The sequence below is a fragment of the Algibacter sp. TI.3.09 genome, assembly GCF_038154905.1.
GTDB lineage: Bacteria > Bacteroidota > Bacteroidia > Flavobacteriales > Flavobacteriaceae > Algibacter.
In genome coordinates, this window is the sequence record NZ_JBAKAN010000008.1 from 39,475 (window position 1) to 58,640 (window position 19,166).

The following is a 19,166-nucleotide window of genomic DNA, read 5'->3' on the forward strand; positions in this document are numbered from 1 at the left end:
CCCATTTAATGATTAAACGTTTTATTATATTTCCCCTTTCTTTTTTGTTTGTTTTAAGCAGTTTTGCTCAAAACATCAAATTTGAACATTATAATGATAACGATGGGTTGTCTCATAATTCTGTGCGCCATGTGGTTCAAGATAAAAGTGGGTTTTTATGGATTGGTACCTTTTCTGGATTAAATAGATTTGATGGTTACGAGTTTCAGTCTTATTTAAGCACTTCTGAAGGTGAAAATAAAATTAATGATAATGATATTACAGCCTTAAAATTAGATGAGAAAGAGCGGAATATCTGGATTGGTACACGAAAAGGACTGACTTTATTCGATTGTGATACTCAAAAATTCACCACTTTTTTAAAGGATGACAACAACCCAAATAGTTTACAAGACGAAGAAATTCGATCTATTTATGTAGATAATTTCGATCGTGTTTGGGTGGGTACAAAAGACAATGGCGTATTCTTGTTTTATGCAGACGAGGAGCGGTTCGAAAAAGTAAACCTTCCGAATTTTAATTATGTAAAAGAGATTTTTGAAGATTCTGAAGGTCATATCTGGATTGGTAGTTACGGTACGGCATCTATAGCAAAAATTAATTTAGATTCTGTTGGTAATATTCAGCAAATAAGTACTTTTTTATTGCCTATACCTAATTCTATAGAAACCAACCCATATGTGTATTTTATATATGAAGATGCCAAAAACGATATTTTTGTTGGGACAAGAAAAGGCCTTTATAAACTTGACAAGACTCTAGATAAGTTTGAAAATTTATATATTGAAAACAAAGAAACAAGAGAAGCGCTAGGACCTTATTTTTTATCGGTAGTGCAAGGTCCCGATGGTAAATATTGGGTTGCTACCCTTGGAGGTTTAATTGTTTGTGATAGTCTAGAGGCCATTGCACAAGGCGATTTTAAACGCTATTATTCTGTTTTAACAGATCAAACATCTTTAGTAGATAATTTGGTTTCTGCCTTATATTTTGATGCTTCTGGAATTTTGTGGATTGGTACCGAAGATGGTTTGGATAAGTACGATCCTTATGAAAATCAATTTAACTTAAATAAAGATATTTCGGAATATATAGGGAATCAGGCGCCTAGAATCCGTGGTTTTTCAAAAACATATACCGATGAAATTATTGTTGCCACCCGACATAACGGGCTCTTCATATCAAAAGAAGATCGTTTTATACCTTTAGAAATAGATCAAATAGATATTGCTAGTATTTATTCCCCGGACGGGAAAGTGTTCTATTGTGGGTTATGGAATGGTAAAATATTGATTTACGATTTTGAAAAGAAGACTTCAAAAGAGGTATATATCGGTTTTGAAGAATCTCCGATAGTCACTTTCGAAAACTTAGGCAATAACAAGCTGGTTGTTGGCTCGTTTGGTGAGGGTGCATTAATTTTAGATACTGAAAATATTGCTTTAAGTACTCAACAACCCAAATTATTAGTTGGTAGTGAGATTAACGAGATTATAAAAGGTGAAGATGATGTTATTTGGTTTGCAACAGAAACAGGCGCTGTAAAATACAATGCAAAAAATGGCACTCAAACCATTTATAAATCATCTTTAGATACAGGAAAAGGTTTAGCTCACGATAATGTGAGTGATATTGTTTTCGATAAATCGGGTAAACTTTGGGCAGCTACGCGTAATGGAATTTGTTATTTTGATAATGAAAAAAATGACTTTTATCCTTTAAAACAACCTGAAGAATTAGCTGGTAAATGGGTAACGGATTTACTTGTAGATACCAACGGCGATTTATGGTTAAATGTAAATAATAACAGTGTTGCAAGAGTAAATGTTAGTAGTTTAGATTATAATATATACCACGTAAATAGTGGTAATAGGTTAGATTATTTTAGCTCTAGAGGTTTTTATAAATTTAGAGATTCTAATATTTATTTAGGAGGAAAAAATGGCGTTATTTATTTTTCACCTTATACCATTAAAGAGAATAAATTGTCTCCCGAACCTATAATAACCGAAATTAAAATACAAAATGAAATATTGGTTCCAGGCATGGAAATCAATAAGGAAGTCCCTTTGAAAGAAGATTTTAATCAAATAAAAAGTATTGACTTAAATTATAATAACAGGAATTTTTCACTTGAGTTTTCTTCACCATCTTATGCTAATGAAAAACTAAATAAGTTTGAGTATCAGTTAGAAGGTTTCGATAAAAAATGGATTTCTACAAATAGTAATTCTCGAACGGTACAATACACCAATTTATTTCCGGGCGATTACGTTTTTAAAATGAAATCGTGCAATAGTGACGGGCATTGGAGCCCAATTGTATCGTACAAAATTAAAATAGGACGTCCATTTTGGCTTACCTATCAGGCTTTGTTTTTGGTTGTTTTGTTTTTAGGTTTGGTGCTTTATTTCGTGAGGCGCGATTTTAAAAACCGTATGCGTTTAAAGCAAGAATTGGTGACCGAGAAGGTAAATAGAGAGCGTGATATTAAATTAAACAATGAGAAATTAAGATTTTTCACCAACATATCTCACGAGTTAAGAACACCTTTAACGCTTATTATTGGTCCGGTAAAACAACTTATTGAAGAGAGTAAGGAATATAGTAGCGACTATCAAAAAAGTCGTTATCACTTAATTCATCAAAATGCAAGTCGACTTTTAAATTTAGTAAACCAAGTACTCGATTTTAGAAAAGCACAAACGGGAGAATTAAAGCTGAAAGTATCGAGTACAGATATTTTACAATACACACAAAACACCTTTGATTCCTTTAAGGAGTTTGCTTATAATAAAGACATTCAACTTAATTTTAATTCGGAAAACGAGGTGCTTTTCGGATGGATTGATCGTGATAAGTATGATAAAATTTTATACAATCTTTTATCTAACGCTATCAAGTTTACCAATAAATATGGGCATGTCGATTTATTTGTACGTTTAAAAAGTGATAGCAGCGACTATTTAGTGGTTGAGGTTAGTGATGATGGTATTGGGATTCCACAAAAAAGTCAGGAAAAAATATTTAAGCGCTTTTACCAAGCCACAAATAGTAAGGAAAACAATACGGGTTCGGGTATTGGTTTATCGCTTGTTAAAGCTTTGGTCGATTTGCATAAAGGAACTATATCTGTGCAAAGTACGCCAAATAAAGGGAGTGTATTTTCTTTTGAAATCCCAATAAGTAGAGAACTTTATAGTAAGAATGAAGTTTTTGAATTTGTGACTAATATTGAAGAACAGGAGCAAATTCCGAAGGTTCCATTGAAAAAAACAACAACAAATACAGAGATTAAAGAGAAAATATTGGTTGTTGAAGATAATACCGAACTCCGAAAATATTTAATTGATTATCTATCTAACTATTACAAAGTTTACGAGGCAGAAAATGGGGAAGAAGGTTTACAAATTTGCCGACAAGTAAAACCTATACTATGTGTGGCCGATGTTATGATGCCGGTAAAGAATGGTATTGAATTTTGCGAAGAGCTTAAAAATGATGAGTTTATAAGTCATATTCCTGTAATTTTATTAACTGCGCTTTCGGAAAATGAAGATAAAGTAAAAGGGTATAATGTTGGTGCGGATGGATATTTGGTAAAACCTTTTGATCCGTCGTTATTAAAATCTATAATGGTTAACATTATAAAATCTAGACTTGAATTAAAGACCAAGTTTTCTGATGATGCTGATAGCGAAATTGGTTTGCTAACACACTCACCGGTAGATGAAGTTTTAATGGAGAAAATCTCCAAACTGATAGAAGATAATATTAGCAAACCCGATTTAACCACTAGTTTTTTATGTGAAGAATTAGGTGTGAGTTCTTCTAAATTATATCGAAAAATTAAAGAATTGACAGATTTAGCCCCGAATGAGTTTATTAGAACCATTCGTTTAAAAAAATCGGTACAATTACTTAAAACAAAAAAACATAATGTATCGGAAGTGACTGATTTAATTGGGTTTAACGACCCGTTGTACTTTAGTCGTTGCTTTAAGAAACAGTTTGGTTATCCGCCAAGTAAGCTGCTTAAATAGACTTTTTGCTTTAATATCTCCATGTTTTTGATTTATAAATCCATTTAAATCCATTCATTATCTTTTAAATTGCGATTAGTAAATTAAACTAATTCACATTATAGCAATGAAAGAATCTTTGAACAAAAATCTCCAAAATCCAATGGAGAATATTGACGATTGGGAAGAGAACTTAATAGATAGATATCCCGATCCGGAAGAACCTAAAAAAGAGAAAGAAGAATTTAGGAATTATGTAGATTCTGAAAGATTAGATACCGTACGCGAATTTTATAAAATTAATCATGAACTTCAAACTTACGATTTTGTTTGTAAGAAGGAAGCGGAGTTTTTAAAGTTCGATAGAAAGGAAATGTCTATTTGGGGTGCCGTAGATTTTTTAAATACTTTGGTTGATGATAGTGATCCTGATATCGATTTAGATCAATTACAACACCTTTTACAAACCTCAGAAGCTATTCGAGCCGATGGTCATCCCGATTGGTTTGTGCTTACAGGTTTTATTCACGATTTAGGTAAGATTCTATGTCTTTTTGGAGAACCACAATGGGCGGTTGTTGGAGATACGTTTCCGGTAGGTTGTGCGTATTCAGATAAAATTGTTTATCCAGAATTTTTTAAAGCAAATCCAGATTATTCAAATACGCGTTTCAATACTAAATACGGTGTTTATACACCTAATTGTGGGCTAGACAACGTGAAAATGAGTTGGGGACACGACGAGTATTTGTATCAAATAATGAAAGATTATTTACCAGATCCGGCATTGTATATTATACGCTATCATTCATTTTACTCGCAACATAGAGAGAATGGTTATACGCATTTAATGAATGAAAAAGATGTGGAAATGTTTGAATGGGTAAAAGCATTTAACCCATACGATTTGTATTCTAAAGCTCCTGTACCACCAAATGCAGAAGAACTTTTACCATATTATAAAGATTTGGTATCAAAATATTTACCTGAGACCTTAAAGTTCTAGTAACTTTTAAAACTAAAACCAACCAAACGCTAAGTGAGATTAGCGTTTATAATTAATTTGTCGGATTGTGATAATGCATCAACAATTTGGCAAATTAATTTTTGTTGAAATTAGCGCTTGTTAAACTTCAACACCAACTAACCACTAAACTAACTTTATGTATACTGCGCTTACGTTTATAGGCTTTACGCTCTTTGTTGCCTTTTATTCTTGGTATAAACTTCGGAAAGAAAAATTAAACTCAAAAGATGGCTATTTCCTTGGCGGAAGAAGCCTAACAGGAGTCGTTATTGCGGGTTCTATGTTGCTTACCAATATCTCAACAGAGCATTTGATAGGTATGAATGGATCATCATACAAAAATGGATTTATTATAATTGCTTGGGAAGTAACTTCGGCTTTAGCCTTAGTGGTTGCAGCCATTTATTTTGTGCCCAAATATTTAAAAATGGGCTTAACAACCATACCCGAATATTTAGAAAAACGATTTGATAGTACCACGAGAACGTTAGTCGCATTGTTTTTAATGATTTCCTTTATTGTAACCTTGTTACCTATTGTTTTGTATACAGGCGCTATAAATTTAGAAAGTATTTTTAACGTATCGGAAGTATTAGAAGTTTCTAAAAAAGAAGGTCTTTGGATTACTGTAGTTGCCGTGGGGATTTTAGGTTCTATTTATGCCATTTTTGGTGGTTTAAAAGCTGTAGCGGTTTCTGATACTATTAATGGTTACGGACTACTTATTGGCGGTTTGGCTATTCCGTTAATTGCTTTAGTTAGTATTGGTGATGGGAATCCATTAGCCGGATTAACTAAGGTCTATAACCATAGCCCTGAAAAATTTAATGTAATTGGTGCTAAAGATTCGGTTTTACCATTCGAAGTGTTGTTTACTGGATTAATTATCAATCAGCTGTATTTTTGGAGTATGAATCAAACTATAATTCAGCGTGCCTTAGGGGCGAAGAATTTAGTTGAAGCCCAAAAAGGACTTTTATATACAGGTGTTTTGAAAATTTTAGTGCCAATTATCATTATTCTACCAGGCGTTATTGGGTTTTATTATTTTGGAGATTCTATGTATGAAAACCAAGATATGATTTACCCAGAATTAATTAAAAAAGTATTACCAGTAGGCCTAGTAGGTATATTTGCTGCTATTGTTATGGGAGCTGTTTTAAGTACCTTTAATAGTGTTTTAAATAGTGCGGCTACTATTTTTAGTATTGATGTTTTTAAGCGTCATTTTGGTAAAAATTGTAGTGATAGAAAATTGGTAAAAGTAGGGAAGCTTACCTCTTTAATATTAGCAATTTTCGCAATTTTGGTAGCTCCAATGGTCGCTAATGCACCAGATGGCTTGTATCAATTATTGCAACAACTTAATGGTATTTTCTTTATCCCGATTGCTTCTATTATGTTAGCCGGTTTTTTTCTGAAGAGTATTTCGGCTATGGGAGCAAAGGTGGCTTTGTTTGTAGGCTTAACATTTTATATTCTAACAACGTTTATCTTTAAAGTAGATATTCATTTTGTGCATATTTGGGGAATAGAGTTTGTTTTAAATCTGGTAGTGATGTTTGCGGTATCGTACTTTTATCCACCAACCCAAGAAATGCAGCAAGACAATATTGTGTTTGTAGAAATGAAAACTTGGAAGTATACAAAACCAATGGCTATTATGCTTTGCGTAGTAACGGTTGCTATTTATATTTTATTAGGAAATGCTTCATAAAAAAAAGTGATTGTTTCATTCTTTTAATAAAAGAGTAGAAACAATCACTTTAATAAAATGATTTAGAAATAGTGTTGAATTTATTTATTCAAAACAACTTCTAAAGGAGTGTTAATTTGTTTAGAAAACATATCTAAATAAGCTTCCCATTCTTGGCTATTTTTAAATTGGTTGCTTTCGCTCCAAGTAAATCCAGCGTAATAAACTACTTCGTTATTAGTTACTTTTAATTCCGCGTAAGCGTTACTTAAATCCGTTTGTTCGGTATCATAAGTTTCGTAACCTAGAAATGTTCCTTTAGGCGCTACAATAGCTGTTGCTAATTCGGTTTCAAAGTGTGGTTGCCAGTAGCTTACCCATCCATTATCATCGCTTCCGGTAACTTTACCATCTTTTTCATGTAGCGTTAAGCCAGCATAAATAGTATCGGCTCCTTCAATGCTTGTTGTGAATTTCGAGAAGTTGTTTCCTAAATCTAAACTAATAGTTTTAGATTCTTTTATCAACTTTCCGTTAGCATCCCAATTTGCATATTCTAAGTGAAAACTAGTTCTAAGTGGCCCCGTAGTAATGGTGCGCCATTGTGTGTAGTTTTTAGAGAAATAGTAAGTTGTATCTGCTTTTACAGCAATACCACCAACACCTCTACTAACACCTACATGGAAATTATCGCGACCTTCCGGAGAAGCTTCATGATAAGCGCCAGGTTTAATAGAATTCTTTTTATACCAATTATTTATAATTGGATATTCTACTTTTTTTAACCAAGCATCTACACCACTAGAAAGTGTGCCTCCAGGTGTGCCGTCTTCAATCATTTTTTGAGCAACAGGCCCATAAACACGGAAGGCTACTTTATTGTTTTCCCAAGTATAATCGTCTGTACGTTCTGGTACAAAACGAGAATAACAAAGTTCTTCAGCTTTTGGTTGTTCAGCTTCTGTAATGGTAACAATTTCAAACGTTTTTTCTGAATTTGCAGCTATTTTAGGTTGAAATAAAATCTCGTCCATTGTGCCGTCGCCATCATTATCTACCGTTTGCGTTACTTGTAAAGTTCCATCTTTGGCATCACGAATTCCAACCGTTGTAAGATCGGTAACGCTTAAAAATGCTTTTGATAATTCAACAGTTTCAAAAGTTTTTTCAAAATCTAAAGTGTTTTTAACAACAATAGATTTTATTTCTTCTTTTTGATTACATGAAGAAAGTATAGCGGCACAAAAAATACCGGCTAATATTTTATTTCTTTTCATAAATACTGAATTTAAATTAATCTTCGTTTGAAGGTTTTCCGATAGTCGCTAAAATACCACCATCAACATAAACCACTTGTCCGTTAACAAAATCACTAGCTTTTGAGCTTAGAAATATAGCAGCACCTTGTAAATCTTTTGGGTCTCCCCAACGTGCAGCAGGTGTACGGTTAATAATGAAATCGTTAAATGGATGACCATCTACACGAATTGGAGCGGTTTGCGTAGTTGCAAAATAACCTGGTCCAATACCGTTAGTTTGTATGTTGTGTTTAGCCCATTCGGTAGCCATGTTTTGCGTTAGCATTTTTAAACCACCTTTTGCAGCTGCATAAGCACCAACAGTACTTCTACCAAGTTCACTCATCATGGAGCAAATGTTGATTATTTTTCCTTCTTTACGTTTAATCATGCCTCTTACAACATGTTTAGACATAATAAACGGACTTACTAAATCTACTTTAATTACAGCTTCAAAATCTGCAACTTCCATTTCTTCAAGAGGCGTTCTTTTAATAATACCTGCATTGTTTACAAGAATATCAATGTTACCAACTTCTTTTTCTATAGCTGCAATGTTTTTAATAACTTGAGCTTCATCTGTAACATCAAAAAGATATCCAGAAGCATTAATGCCTAGAGATTTATAATGTTCTACAGCTGTATTTAGTTTGTCTTGCGATGATGCACCGTTGATTACCAAAGTGGCACCAGCGTTACCTAAACCTTCAGCCATGGCTTGTCCTAAGCCGTGAGTACCACCTGTAATAAGGGCTACTTTTCCTGTTAAATCGAATAAGTTTATAGACATTTTTATTATTTTAATTCAGTTATTTTACAGTGATCCATATCTCCGTAGTCTAAGTTTTCACCAGCCATTCCCCAAATAAAAGTGTAGTTACTAGTTCCAGATCCAGAGTGTACAGACCATGCTGGAGAAATAACGGCTTGGTTATTTTGCATCCAGATATGACGCGTTTCTTGTGGTTGTCCCATAAAGTGACATACAGATTGTTCTGCAGGTACATCAAAATAGAAATAAACTTCCATACGTCTGTCATGCACGTGTGCAGGCATAGTATTCCAAACAGATCCTGGTTTTAATTCGGTCATTCCCATTTGTAATTGGCAAACATCTACAACGCTGTTTACAATATACTTTCTAAGTGTTCTTGCATTTGCAGTTTCAGGTGCACCTAATTGTACAACTTCTACATCGTTAATTCCAATTTTTTTGTTTGGATATGCTTTGTGAGCAGGTGTAGAGTTTAAGTAAAATAAAGCAGGTTCGTTAGCCGATTTGCTAGCAAAAACAACCTCTTTGTTACCTTTACCAACATATAATGCTTCGCGGTTATCTAATTCGTAAACAGTTCCGTCTACGGTAACAGTACCAGAACCACCAATGTTAATGATTCCTAATTCGCGACGTTCTAAAAAGTAATCGGCCTTTAACGGATCGATAGCTTCTAACGTTAAAGCTTCTTTTACAGGAACAGCACTTCCAGAAATAAATCTATCATAGTGAGAGTACACCAAGTTTACTTCATCTGGAGACATTAAGTTATCAATTAAAAATTCGTCTCTTAGTCTAGTAGTATCATACGATTTAACATCTTGTGGTGATGCTGCGTAGCGTACTTCATAATTGGTTTTCATGGTATTTAGTTTTTATATATGATTGTATAATTTTTTTTAACGATGTAAATATAATAAATAAAATCCAAATACAATCGATTGGATTTTGTTATATTTGTGAACGCTAAACTTAATTTTTCAATTTACTATTGAATAACAAACCCACCATACACGACATTGCCAAGGCTCTAGGAATTGATAGTTCTACCGTATCACGAGCCTTAAATGATAGTCCACGAGTAACTCGTGCTACAAAAGATAAAATTTTAGCTAAAGCTGAAGAATTAGGATACCAACGTAATATGTTGGCGTCTAATTTGCGAAAAAACATTACTAACACTATTGGTGTTGTGGTGCCAAGAATATCTCGACACTTTTTTTCATCGGCCATTCAGGGTATTGAAGAAACAGCGTATTTAGCTGGTTATAATGTTATTATTTGTCAATCTTTAGAACAATTAGAGCGCGAGAAAAAAATAGTTGGCGGTTTACTTGCAAATAGGGTAGATGGTTTATTAATTTCGGTGTCTATGGAAACCATGAATTACGACCATTTAGAAGCTTTAAAAAATAGTAATATTCCGCTTATATTTTTCGATAGGCATTGTGATATTCCTGGCTTTAGTAATGTGCTAATTGATGATTTTAAAGGCGGTTACGATGCTACACAGCATTTAATATCAAAGGGCTGTAAGCATATTGCTCATCTGTCAGGACCGCAGGAGTTGGAAATTTATAAAAATAGATTTGAAGGCTATAAAGCAGCTTTAAAGAAAAATAATTTAACCTTTAAAGAAGAATATGTTATTAGCTCTCGACTTATGGAGCAAGATGGTTATATTAGTATGCAAAAATTACTAGCAAAAAAACTGCCTATTGATGCCGTGTTTTGTGCTAACGATTTATCGGCTATTGGTGCCATGAAACATACCAAGGAGTTGCAAATTAAAATACCCGATGCTATCGCTTTTGTTGGTTTTAGTAACGAGCCTGTTTCTAGTGTTATTGAACCATCGTTAACCACGATAGATCAATCTGGTTTTGAAATAGGGAAAGTAGCTTCGGAGTTAATACTGAAGCAAATTTTAACTAAAGAAACACCACAAAAGGGACAAACCATATTAATAGATACTCATTTAATAGAAAGAAATTCATCTAAAAAATAACTTTTAAACACAACTATAATGAAACTATATCCATTAAAATTCGAACCGCTATACAAATACAGATTATGGGGTGGCGAAAAATTAAAAACACAACTTAATAAAGAGTATACAGAAAGTAGTATTGGTGAATCTTGGGAAATTTCGGATGTAAAAGGCGATGAAACTCAGGTGCTAAATGGCGAGCTTAAAGGGCAAACACTTAAACAATTAATTAATACTTATAAAGGTGATTTTGTTGGTGAAGCTGTTTATGAAGCTTTTGGTGAAGATTTCCCGTTACTTATTAAATTTATTGATGCAAAAACACCGTTGTCTATACAAGTACACCCAAGTAATGAGTTAGCAAAAGAGCGTCATAACTCATTCGGGAAAAACGAAATGTGGTATGTTATGCAAGCTGATAAAGATGCAGAACTTATTGTTGGTTTCGAAAAAGAAATTGATAAAGAAGAATACCAAAAACATTTAGAAGATGATACCATTTTAAATGTTATGCATCACGAAACGGTTGCAAAAGGCGATACGTTTTACATTCCTACGGGAAGAATTCATGCTATTGGATCTGGTGTTTTATTAGCTGAAATTCAACAAACCTCGGATGTTACTTACCGTATTTACGATTATAATAGAGTAGATGCTACAACGGGTAAAGAGCGTGAGTTACACAACGATCAAGCTTTAGATGCTATAGATTTTACTTACCATAGCGAGTTTAAAACAAGTTATGAAACTAAGGCGAATACGGCTAACAAATTAGTGCATTCTCCTTATTTTAAAACAAACTTTATTAAAGTTGAAAACGAGTTAGAGAAAGATTATTCTAACCTAGATTCTTTTGTAATTTATATGTGCGTTAGCGGAAGTTTAGAAATTAGCCATGCCGATGATACTTATACCTTAAATACAGGAGAAACTATATTGTTGCCAGCCACGGTTAATGCTGTTAAAATTACTGCCTCTCAAGCCGATTTATTAGAGATCTATCTTTAATCTTTCGAGACATTAGTTAAAAATAATATTAGTAAAGCAAAGTTTTTTATATTAGTAAAAAACTTTGCTTTTTGCTAATATCTAAAAACGACGTAATCACTTTATTTTAAAATGATTTCCGTTTGGTTTTGTGTTCTCATTATAATGAGCATTTTAGATTGCGCTGGCCTGCACAGTTTCGGGTAAATAACCTCCATACTTTATTTTAGCTTGAATACGAATTAGTAAAAGTTTTGTATTCAATAAATTAATAACATTTAGTTGTTGAAATTTCAAATAAAAATGAATTTTAAAAATTATTTTATTGCTTTATTCTGTTTACTAACAAATATTATTGTTGGCCAGAAGAATAATATAAAGTTTGAAAATTTAGATACATTTAGTGGACTTTCAAGCAGTACGTGTACCGAAATATTTCAGGATAAAGCTGGTTTTTTGTGGTTTGGAACTATTGATGGACTTAATAGGTATAATGGTTATGAATTTGAGATTTTTAGATCTGTTTTAAATGATAACACATCTATTAGTAATAATAGAATTAATGCCATTGAAGAAGATAACGAAGGTAATTTGTGGGTTGGAACCAATAATGGGCTTAATTTATTTAATAAACAGACTAATAAGTTTATTAGAATAAAACTGTATAAGCAGCTTTCTTTATCAAATAGTTCGCAAAAAATTATTAATGATTTGCTGTACGACAGTATTAATAATACACTTTGGGTCGCTACTAATATTGGTGTTATAAAAATTCAGCTTTATGATTATAATACTAATGAAGATAATTTTAAGTTTTCATATTACATAAGCGATCAAAGTAATTTAAAATCTATTGATAATAATAAGGTTAATGTTCTTTTAAAAGATAAAGATAATACGATTTGGGCTGGAACTAATGGACAGCATTTAAACAGATATAATAGAAAAAACGATAACTTCGATCGTGTTTTAATTGATAAAAAGGAATCTTACGAGTTAAACCACATTACTAAAAAAGTATTTATTGATGCCGATGGCGATTTTTGGATTGGTAACGATTTATCTAACCTCATACTTTGGAATACCAAAAGTAATACTTTTAAGCACGTATCTTTAGTAGATAAAAGTGTGCCTATTTACGATATTTATCAAGATAAAACAGGTTTGTTTTGGGTGTCTACCGATGTTTTTGGTTTGTATTTATTCAAAAAAGAAAATGACGATGTAGAAATGCAACGCCATATTGTAAATAATTTTTCCGATCCGTTTTCATTACCTAATAATAAACCTACTAAAATATTTGAAGACAGAAAAGGTATTTTCTGGATAGGCAGTTATGATGTTGGTGTTAGTAAGTTAGATCCATCTAGTTATTCCTTTCAGCATTATTACTATAAAGCCAATAAGGCCGATGGTTTAAGTCAAAAAACAATACAATCTGTTTTGCAAGATTCCAAAGGGAGAATTTGGATAAGTGCATACAATGGCGGCTTAAACTTGTTTAATGAAAAAGAGAACTCATTTGAGCATTTTAGTAGTTTTTCTAATGATATAAGTGCGCTTAGCTCTAATAAAATATTATATACTTTTGAAGATCATGCAGGTTTTATTTGGGTTTGTACCTTAGATGGTGGCGTTAATAAATTTAATCCGGAAACGGGCAAAAGTGAGGTGTTTTTGCATGACGCTAATAATGCTAAGTCTATTGGGCAGAGTTCTGTTTGGAGCGGAGTGGAAGATACTGAACATAGAATTTGGTTCGCTTTAAGAAACGAGGGATTAAGCCTTTATAACCCGAAAACTAAACAATTTAAAAATTATAAAAGCACCTACGATTCTGGCAACTCTTTACTTAGTAACTCTATAATTAGTACGTTTATAGACTCAAAAAAACGCTTGTTTATAGGTACAGAACTGGGGTTAAATGTAGTTAAATTGAATGCCTTAGATGGTTTTATTCCGAATGATATTGATTTTATACCTGTTAACGTTTCCGGATTAGTGGAGGTTAGGGTTAGTACTATTACAGAAGATCATGATAATAATATTTGGGTAGGATCGGACAGTGGCGTTTATAAGCTTGATTCTAGTTTAAATTTGGTACAGTCGTATTCTTCGCAAAATGGATTGCCAAACAATTTGGTTGTAGGTATTAAAGAAGATGATAATTTCAATATTTGGATTACTACAAAAAGTGGATTATCGTTACTAAATCCCGATACACACCAAATTGTAAATTACAATACGCACGATGGTTTACAAGGCGCAGAATTTCAAACGCAATCTATCGAGAAAACCATTGATGGACGTATTATTGTTGGTGGTTTAAATGGTTTTAATATTTTTAACCCGAACGATATTGCTATTCCTGCAGCTGTAGATTTAAAACCACAAATAAGTAAATTAAAGTTAAATAATAAAGTTGTTTTTGCAGGCGATTCAATTCACAAAAGAGTTTTATTAAACAAAGGTATTTCTGAAACTAAAGACTTAACCTTAAAGTACAAGGAGAATTATGTTTCGTTGGAGTTTGTTGCGCTTTATTTTGATAATCCGGAGCAGGTTAAATATGCTTACCGTATGCAGGGTCTAGATAGCGACTTTATTAATTTGGGCTCTAACCGTGTAGTAAACCTATCGAACTTAGAATCTGGGACCTATAAATTTGAAGTAAAAGCGACTATTAATGGGCAATGGGATACTGCTAAAACAACCTTTCTAAATATAAAAATTTTACCACCTATGTGGCGTAGTTGGTGGGCTTACCTTATTTATATTATTATTGGAGCGTTAATTATTCGTTTCTTAATGTATTATTATGAGCTTAAAGTACAAGAAGAACAAGAACACGAACTAGATCAAATGAAACTACAGTTCTTTGTAAATGTATCTCACGAGTTTAGAACGCCATTAACATTAATCCTGAATCCGGTAGATAAAATATTAGCGAATTTTAGTGATAACCCTGAGGTTGTAAAAACATCGGCATTGTCTATTCAACGAAGTGCTAGACGATTACTTCACTTGGTAAATCAGTTGTTAGATTATCGTAAAATGGATGTTGGTATGGCACCGCTTCAATTAGAAAAAGGAGATGTTGTTAAGTTTAGTGAAGATATTTTTTCGCTTTTTAAAGATTTAGCTTTCAAAAAGGAGATTAATTATAACTTTATAAGTACTTCAGATAAAATTGTTTCACTTTTCGATTTTGATAAAGTTGAAAAAATAATTACAAACTTAATTTCGAATGCTATAAAATTCACCAATAGTGGAGGAGATATAACCATAACAATTAATAAAATTAACACAGGTAGTAGTAATTCTAATTTTTTGAAATTAGGAAAAGCGAAATCTAACGAGTATGTCGAAATTATAGTTGAAGATACTGGTGTAGGCTTAGATAAAGAGCAAATGCGCCGTATTTTTTCAAGGTTTTATAATTTAGATGCTTCAAAAGCAGGTACAGGTATTGGCTTAAACTTTACCAAAGGTTTGGTTGAGTTGCATGGTGGTGAGATAGATGTGGAGAGCAAACATAAAAAAGGAACAAAATTTATTGTTAAGCTACCTTTAAATATTGATGCTAAGCCAGATGATGTTGAGAATGTTAAGAATGAGTTTTTAATAAACTCAATGAAGGCTGTAGAGTATGATATGTTAATCTCGAACGATCATTTACCAAATGTAAAACAAGACTCTATAGACGATTATGATGGTGACGATTCTAATAAACCAATACTTCTTATAGTTGAAGATAATAAGGAGCTACGTGTTCATTTAAGTAGTGATTTAAGAGATCAGTATATTATTAAGGAGGCTGTTAATGGTGTGGATGGATTAAAGAAAGTACATAAATATTTGCCAGATTTAGTGATAAGTGATGTTATGATGCCTAAAATGGATGGTTTTGAAATGTGTAATTCTATAAAAACCGATTTAGAGACCTGCCACATTCCTGTTATCTTATTAACTGCTAAAACTTTAGTTGAAGATAGAATAGAAGGTTATGAGCATGGTGCAGATGGCTATATATCAAAACCTTTTGTTACCGACGTATTGAAAGCTAGAATTAGTAACTTGCTTGAGGCTAAGAAAAGATTGCGACAACGTTTTTCTGAAATTGGAGGTATATTCCCGTCTAGTGAAGTAACCTCTAATAATTTAGATGAAGCGTTTCTTGATAAAGCCACCAAAGTTATTATTGAAAATATAAGTGATATAGACTTTAAACAAGGCGATTTACTGGCAGAAATGGGTATTGGTCGATCTCAGTTCTATAAAAAAATAAATACTTTAACAGGAAGTAACCCAAGTAACTTTATCAGGACAATACGATTGCGTTATGCTGCAGAGTTGTTGGTTAAAAATAATTATTCCATCAAAGAGGTATCGCATATGTCTGGCTTTAATTCTACGGCATATTTTAGTAAAACTTTTAAAGAATTGTTTGATGTAACTCCTAGTCAGTTTATCGAACAAAAGGAAAAAGAAGGAGAAATGTAAGCGTTTCGAATTTATAAATTAATAATGTGAAATCTCAGATTAAGTTTTAATCTGAGATTTTTTTTGTTAAAAACAATAGAATATTCTTACTTATATTAGGGGTGAAAAGTGAGGTAATTGCTCATTGTTTTATATGATCTGTAATGCTAAAATTTGAGTGTTTTATTAGTTTGTTAAACGTTTAAGCAAAATTAAATACGGAATTCTGTTAATTTGATAATTATGCTTATGGTTTTTTAAGAATAGGTTAATGTGGTGAAAATAATACTGTAGGATTTTACATAAATCCTAGTGTTTATAGGGGTAAAACGGCATAAATGAGCAATAATTTATCTCTAAATAGCTATAATTTATATACTTAAAGGGCATTGTTTTATAAGTTTGCATTAACAAATAGTTAACATTAATTAACAAATTTTAGTATTTGCTCTTTAATTGCTGTTTCTCTTTAATTTAAGCTAAAACCAAGTTTAAATTTATTAACCGAACCTAATTAAATAACTAAACAATAATTCTAAATTAACTACAATTAATATGGTACAAAAAATGAAGCATAGAAATGGTATAATTATATTATTTATAATTATGGCCACTTTTGGGTGTAAGCCCGACCCGCTTGAGTATGCACGTCCCGACAATTTGGCTGGTACAATTTACCAACAATTAGAGTCCATGGGGAATTTTACTTATTACTTACAGGCATTAGATCAAACGGCTTACAAAGAACCATTGGTGAAAGGTGGTTCTTGGACAGTTTTTGCTCCAACAGATGAGGCTTTCGAGGCTTATATGGCAATTGAAGGAATATCTAGTATAGAATCTATTTCACCAGAAAAAATATTAGATATCGTAGAGTATTCAATTATAATTGATGGTTGGAATACTACAACGTTAACTTATTTTCCAAATCGATTTTATTTAGGTCAAAGTTTTAGACGTAGAACGCAATACCAAAGACCTAATAGAACGTATAATACCGATACTTTACAGCATATATTAGATTGGGATAAGTTAGAACCTGGTCAATATGTGGTAGAAGAAAATAATGGTAGATTAAAAACAACCAATTATTTTATTCAATCTTATTTAGATACTTGGGATGTTCAGCATTCTGATTACGAGTTTATGTTTCCAGATGAAACTTTCAATGATGGCGAAATGAAAGTATTTGGTGCTAATGTTACAGAACAAAATATTGTAGCAGAAAATGGGATAATTTATGCTTTAGATAAAGTATTTGAGCCTAAAAAGAGCATGTACGAAAACCTTTCTTCTCCGGAGTATGGCGATAAGTATTCTGGTTTTAAAAGAATATTGGAACGTTTTGCTTATTTGAGATACAACAGAGACGAGCTAAATGAGGAAACAGGGGAAACAGAGCAAATTTACAGATTTGTATTTTCAACAGGAATAGAAAATGATTATCTACCCTTTAATGTTGCAGACGAGAATTATGCAACTAATATCGATGGAACTCTAGCACAAGCTTGGGGTTTATTAGTACCAACAAACGAAGCTTTAGAAAGTTATTTAACTGGTAATAGTATTTTGGGAGAGTTTTATAGCTCTTATGATGAAATGCCTTTAGATGTTTTAGGGAAATTTATATCACCTTTTTTCTTTAATGATTATTGGGATATATGCCCAAGTTATTTTGGTCAAAGTTATGATACAAGCTTAGGTTTAGTAGATTATAAGGCGGAAGATGTTGTCGATAAAAAGTTTTGTAGCAATGGTTTCTTTGTAGGGGTAAATACAGTGTATACAAATAATAGTTTTGGAACAATAATGGGGCCTTTATTATTAGACCCTAATTACTCTATAATGCTTCAAGCTGTTCAGGATCTTAGAATTGATACGGCTTTACAAAGTAATGCAGTCCGTTTCTCTATTTTAGGAGTAAGAAACGATCAGTTTGAAGATATTGCAGATCCAAACAGTGCAACTCGAAGAATTACAGTACGTACAGATCTTGATTCTTATGATCCCACTGATGTGTCTGTAATTTATATGAAGGTAGAAGGTGATCCTGTAGGAGCTAATAACCGTACGTATCCAGATCCAGATGCAACGTCTCCAAGTGCAGCAGATATAGCTTATGTTAGAAAAACAATAGCTGATATTGTTCTTAATCAAATTGTCGATGAGGATATAGATTTTAATGCTAACAATTACTACCAAGCAAGAAGTGGCGAGTTTATCTACGCATCTGCTGGTAATTTAGCACAAGGAGGTGGAGATATTCAAGATATGGAATCTGCTCAGGTAGAGAATATCCAAGTTACAGATAATGGAAACTTTTATGAAATGAGTGCTATTATAGATATGCCGTTAAATTTCACTTACGGTACTTTAGTAGAGAACTCTGCGAGCTTTTCATCTTTTATAGAGGTATTAGAAAGTGCAGATGCTTTAATTACCATTGTAGGTTCGGAAGATAAATTAATTAACTTCTTAAACTTACAAAGAACGTTTACATTATTTGCGCCTAACAACAGTGCTGTTGCACAAGCTATTAGTGATGGTGTTATTGTAGACCCTAGCATAGTAAACGGGTTGGATGATTTAGATAAGGCTATAGCAAAAAGAGATCTTTTAAACTTTGCTAAAAAGCACTTTATACAACAATCGTTACCTACCGACGGTAAAATCACAGGAACTTTTCCTTCTATGTATTTTAGTAAAATTGTCGATTTTGCTCCAGTTTACGATCAGTTTTCTGTTGTAAATACAACAACATCTGTTTCTATTACAAACGAAGAAACAGGAGATACTGTAACAACTGGTAGTATGACAAATATATTATCAAAGAGAATTATAATACACGAAACGAATAATTATATAAAATAATAAAACTAAAAGTTTTTA

10 protein-coding genes are annotated in these 19,166 nt (G+C 32.5%); 7 read left to right on the forward strand and 3 right to left on the reverse strand.

Annotation, left to right across the window (positions count from 1 at the left end; translation table 11 throughout):
- Window positions 1–8 precede the first annotated feature (8 nt).
- From V6246_RS17325 to V6246_RS17335, 3 genes are all read left to right on the forward strand, one after another.
- On the forward strand, window positions 9–4,043 hold the full coding sequence (locus V6246_RS17325; protein ID WP_341561720.1) for a two-component regulator propeller domain-containing protein: 4,035 nt from the start codon (window positions 9–11) through the stop codon (window positions 4,041–4,043).
- 106 nt (window positions 4,044–4,149) lie between these two features.
- A complete protein-coding gene (locus V6246_RS17330; protein WP_341561721.1) occupies window positions 4,150–5,028 on the forward strand; it encodes an inositol oxygenase family protein in 879 nt (292 codons plus the stop codon).
- Window positions 5,029–5,185: 157 nt separating this feature from the next.
- Entirely contained in the window at window positions 5,186–6,766 is a 1,581-nt protein-coding gene (locus tag V6246_RS17335) for a solute:sodium symporter family transporter (RefSeq protein WP_341561722.1), read from the forward strand.
- 80 nt (window positions 6,767–6,846) lie between these two features.
- Here the strand turns inward: V6246_RS17335 and V6246_RS17340 are convergent, their stop codons facing one another.
- Genes V6246_RS17340 through kduI form a run of 3 tightly spaced genes read right to left on the reverse strand, consistent with a single transcriptional unit; the run spans window position 6,847 to window position 9,681 of the window.
- Window positions 6,847–8,022 (reverse strand): DUF4861 family protein, encoded by a 1,176-nt coding sequence (locus V6246_RS17340; RefSeq protein ID WP_341561723.1) that lies wholly within the window; start codon window positions 8,020–8,022, stop codon window positions 6,847–6,849.
- Window positions 8,023–8,038: 16 nt separating this feature from the next.
- Window positions 8,039–8,833: a gluconate 5-dehydrogenase gene (locus V6246_RS17345; RefSeq protein ID WP_341561724.1), complete on the reverse strand. Its 795-nt coding sequence runs from the start codon at window positions 8,831–8,833 to the stop codon at window positions 8,039–8,041.
- Window positions 8,834–8,838: 5 nt separating this feature from the next.
- The gene (kduI, locus tag V6246_RS17350) at window positions 8,839–9,681 is read right to left on the reverse strand and encodes a 5-dehydro-4-deoxy-D-glucuronate isomerase (protein ID WP_042506448.1); all 843 of its coding nucleotides are present in this window, start codon (window positions 9,679–9,681) and stop codon (window positions 8,839–8,841) included.
- A gap of 128 nt (window positions 9,682–9,809) precedes the next feature.
- On the opposite strand from kduI, the gene V6246_RS17355 reads away from it, so the two are divergent.
- The 4 genes from V6246_RS17355 (at window position 9,810) to V6246_RS17370 (ending at window position 19,148) form a co-directional block, all read left to right on the forward strand.
- Window positions 9,810–10,826, forward strand: coding sequence for a LacI family DNA-binding transcriptional regulator (locus V6246_RS17355; protein ID WP_341561725.1), 1,017 nt, complete (start codon window positions 9,810–9,812; stop codon window positions 10,824–10,826).
- Between the two features lie 18 nt (window positions 10,827–10,844).
- Complete coding sequence (locus V6246_RS17360; protein WP_341561726.1) at window positions 10,845–11,816, forward strand: type I phosphomannose isomerase catalytic subunit; 972 nt, start codon at window positions 10,845–10,847, stop codon at window positions 11,814–11,816.
- Between the two features lie 282 nt (window positions 11,817–12,098).
- A complete protein-coding gene (locus tag V6246_RS17365; RefSeq protein ID WP_341561727.1) occupies window positions 12,099–16,298 on the forward strand; it encodes a hybrid sensor histidine kinase/response regulator transcription factor in 4,200 nt (1,399 codons plus the stop codon).
- A gap of 546 nt (window positions 16,299–16,844) precedes the next feature.
- Window positions 16,845–19,148, forward strand: a complete 2,304-nt coding sequence (locus V6246_RS17370) for a fasciclin domain-containing protein (RefSeq protein ID WP_341561728.1) — start codon at window positions 16,845–16,847, stop codon at window positions 19,146–19,148.
- Window positions 19,149–19,166: the final 18 nt, after the last annotated feature.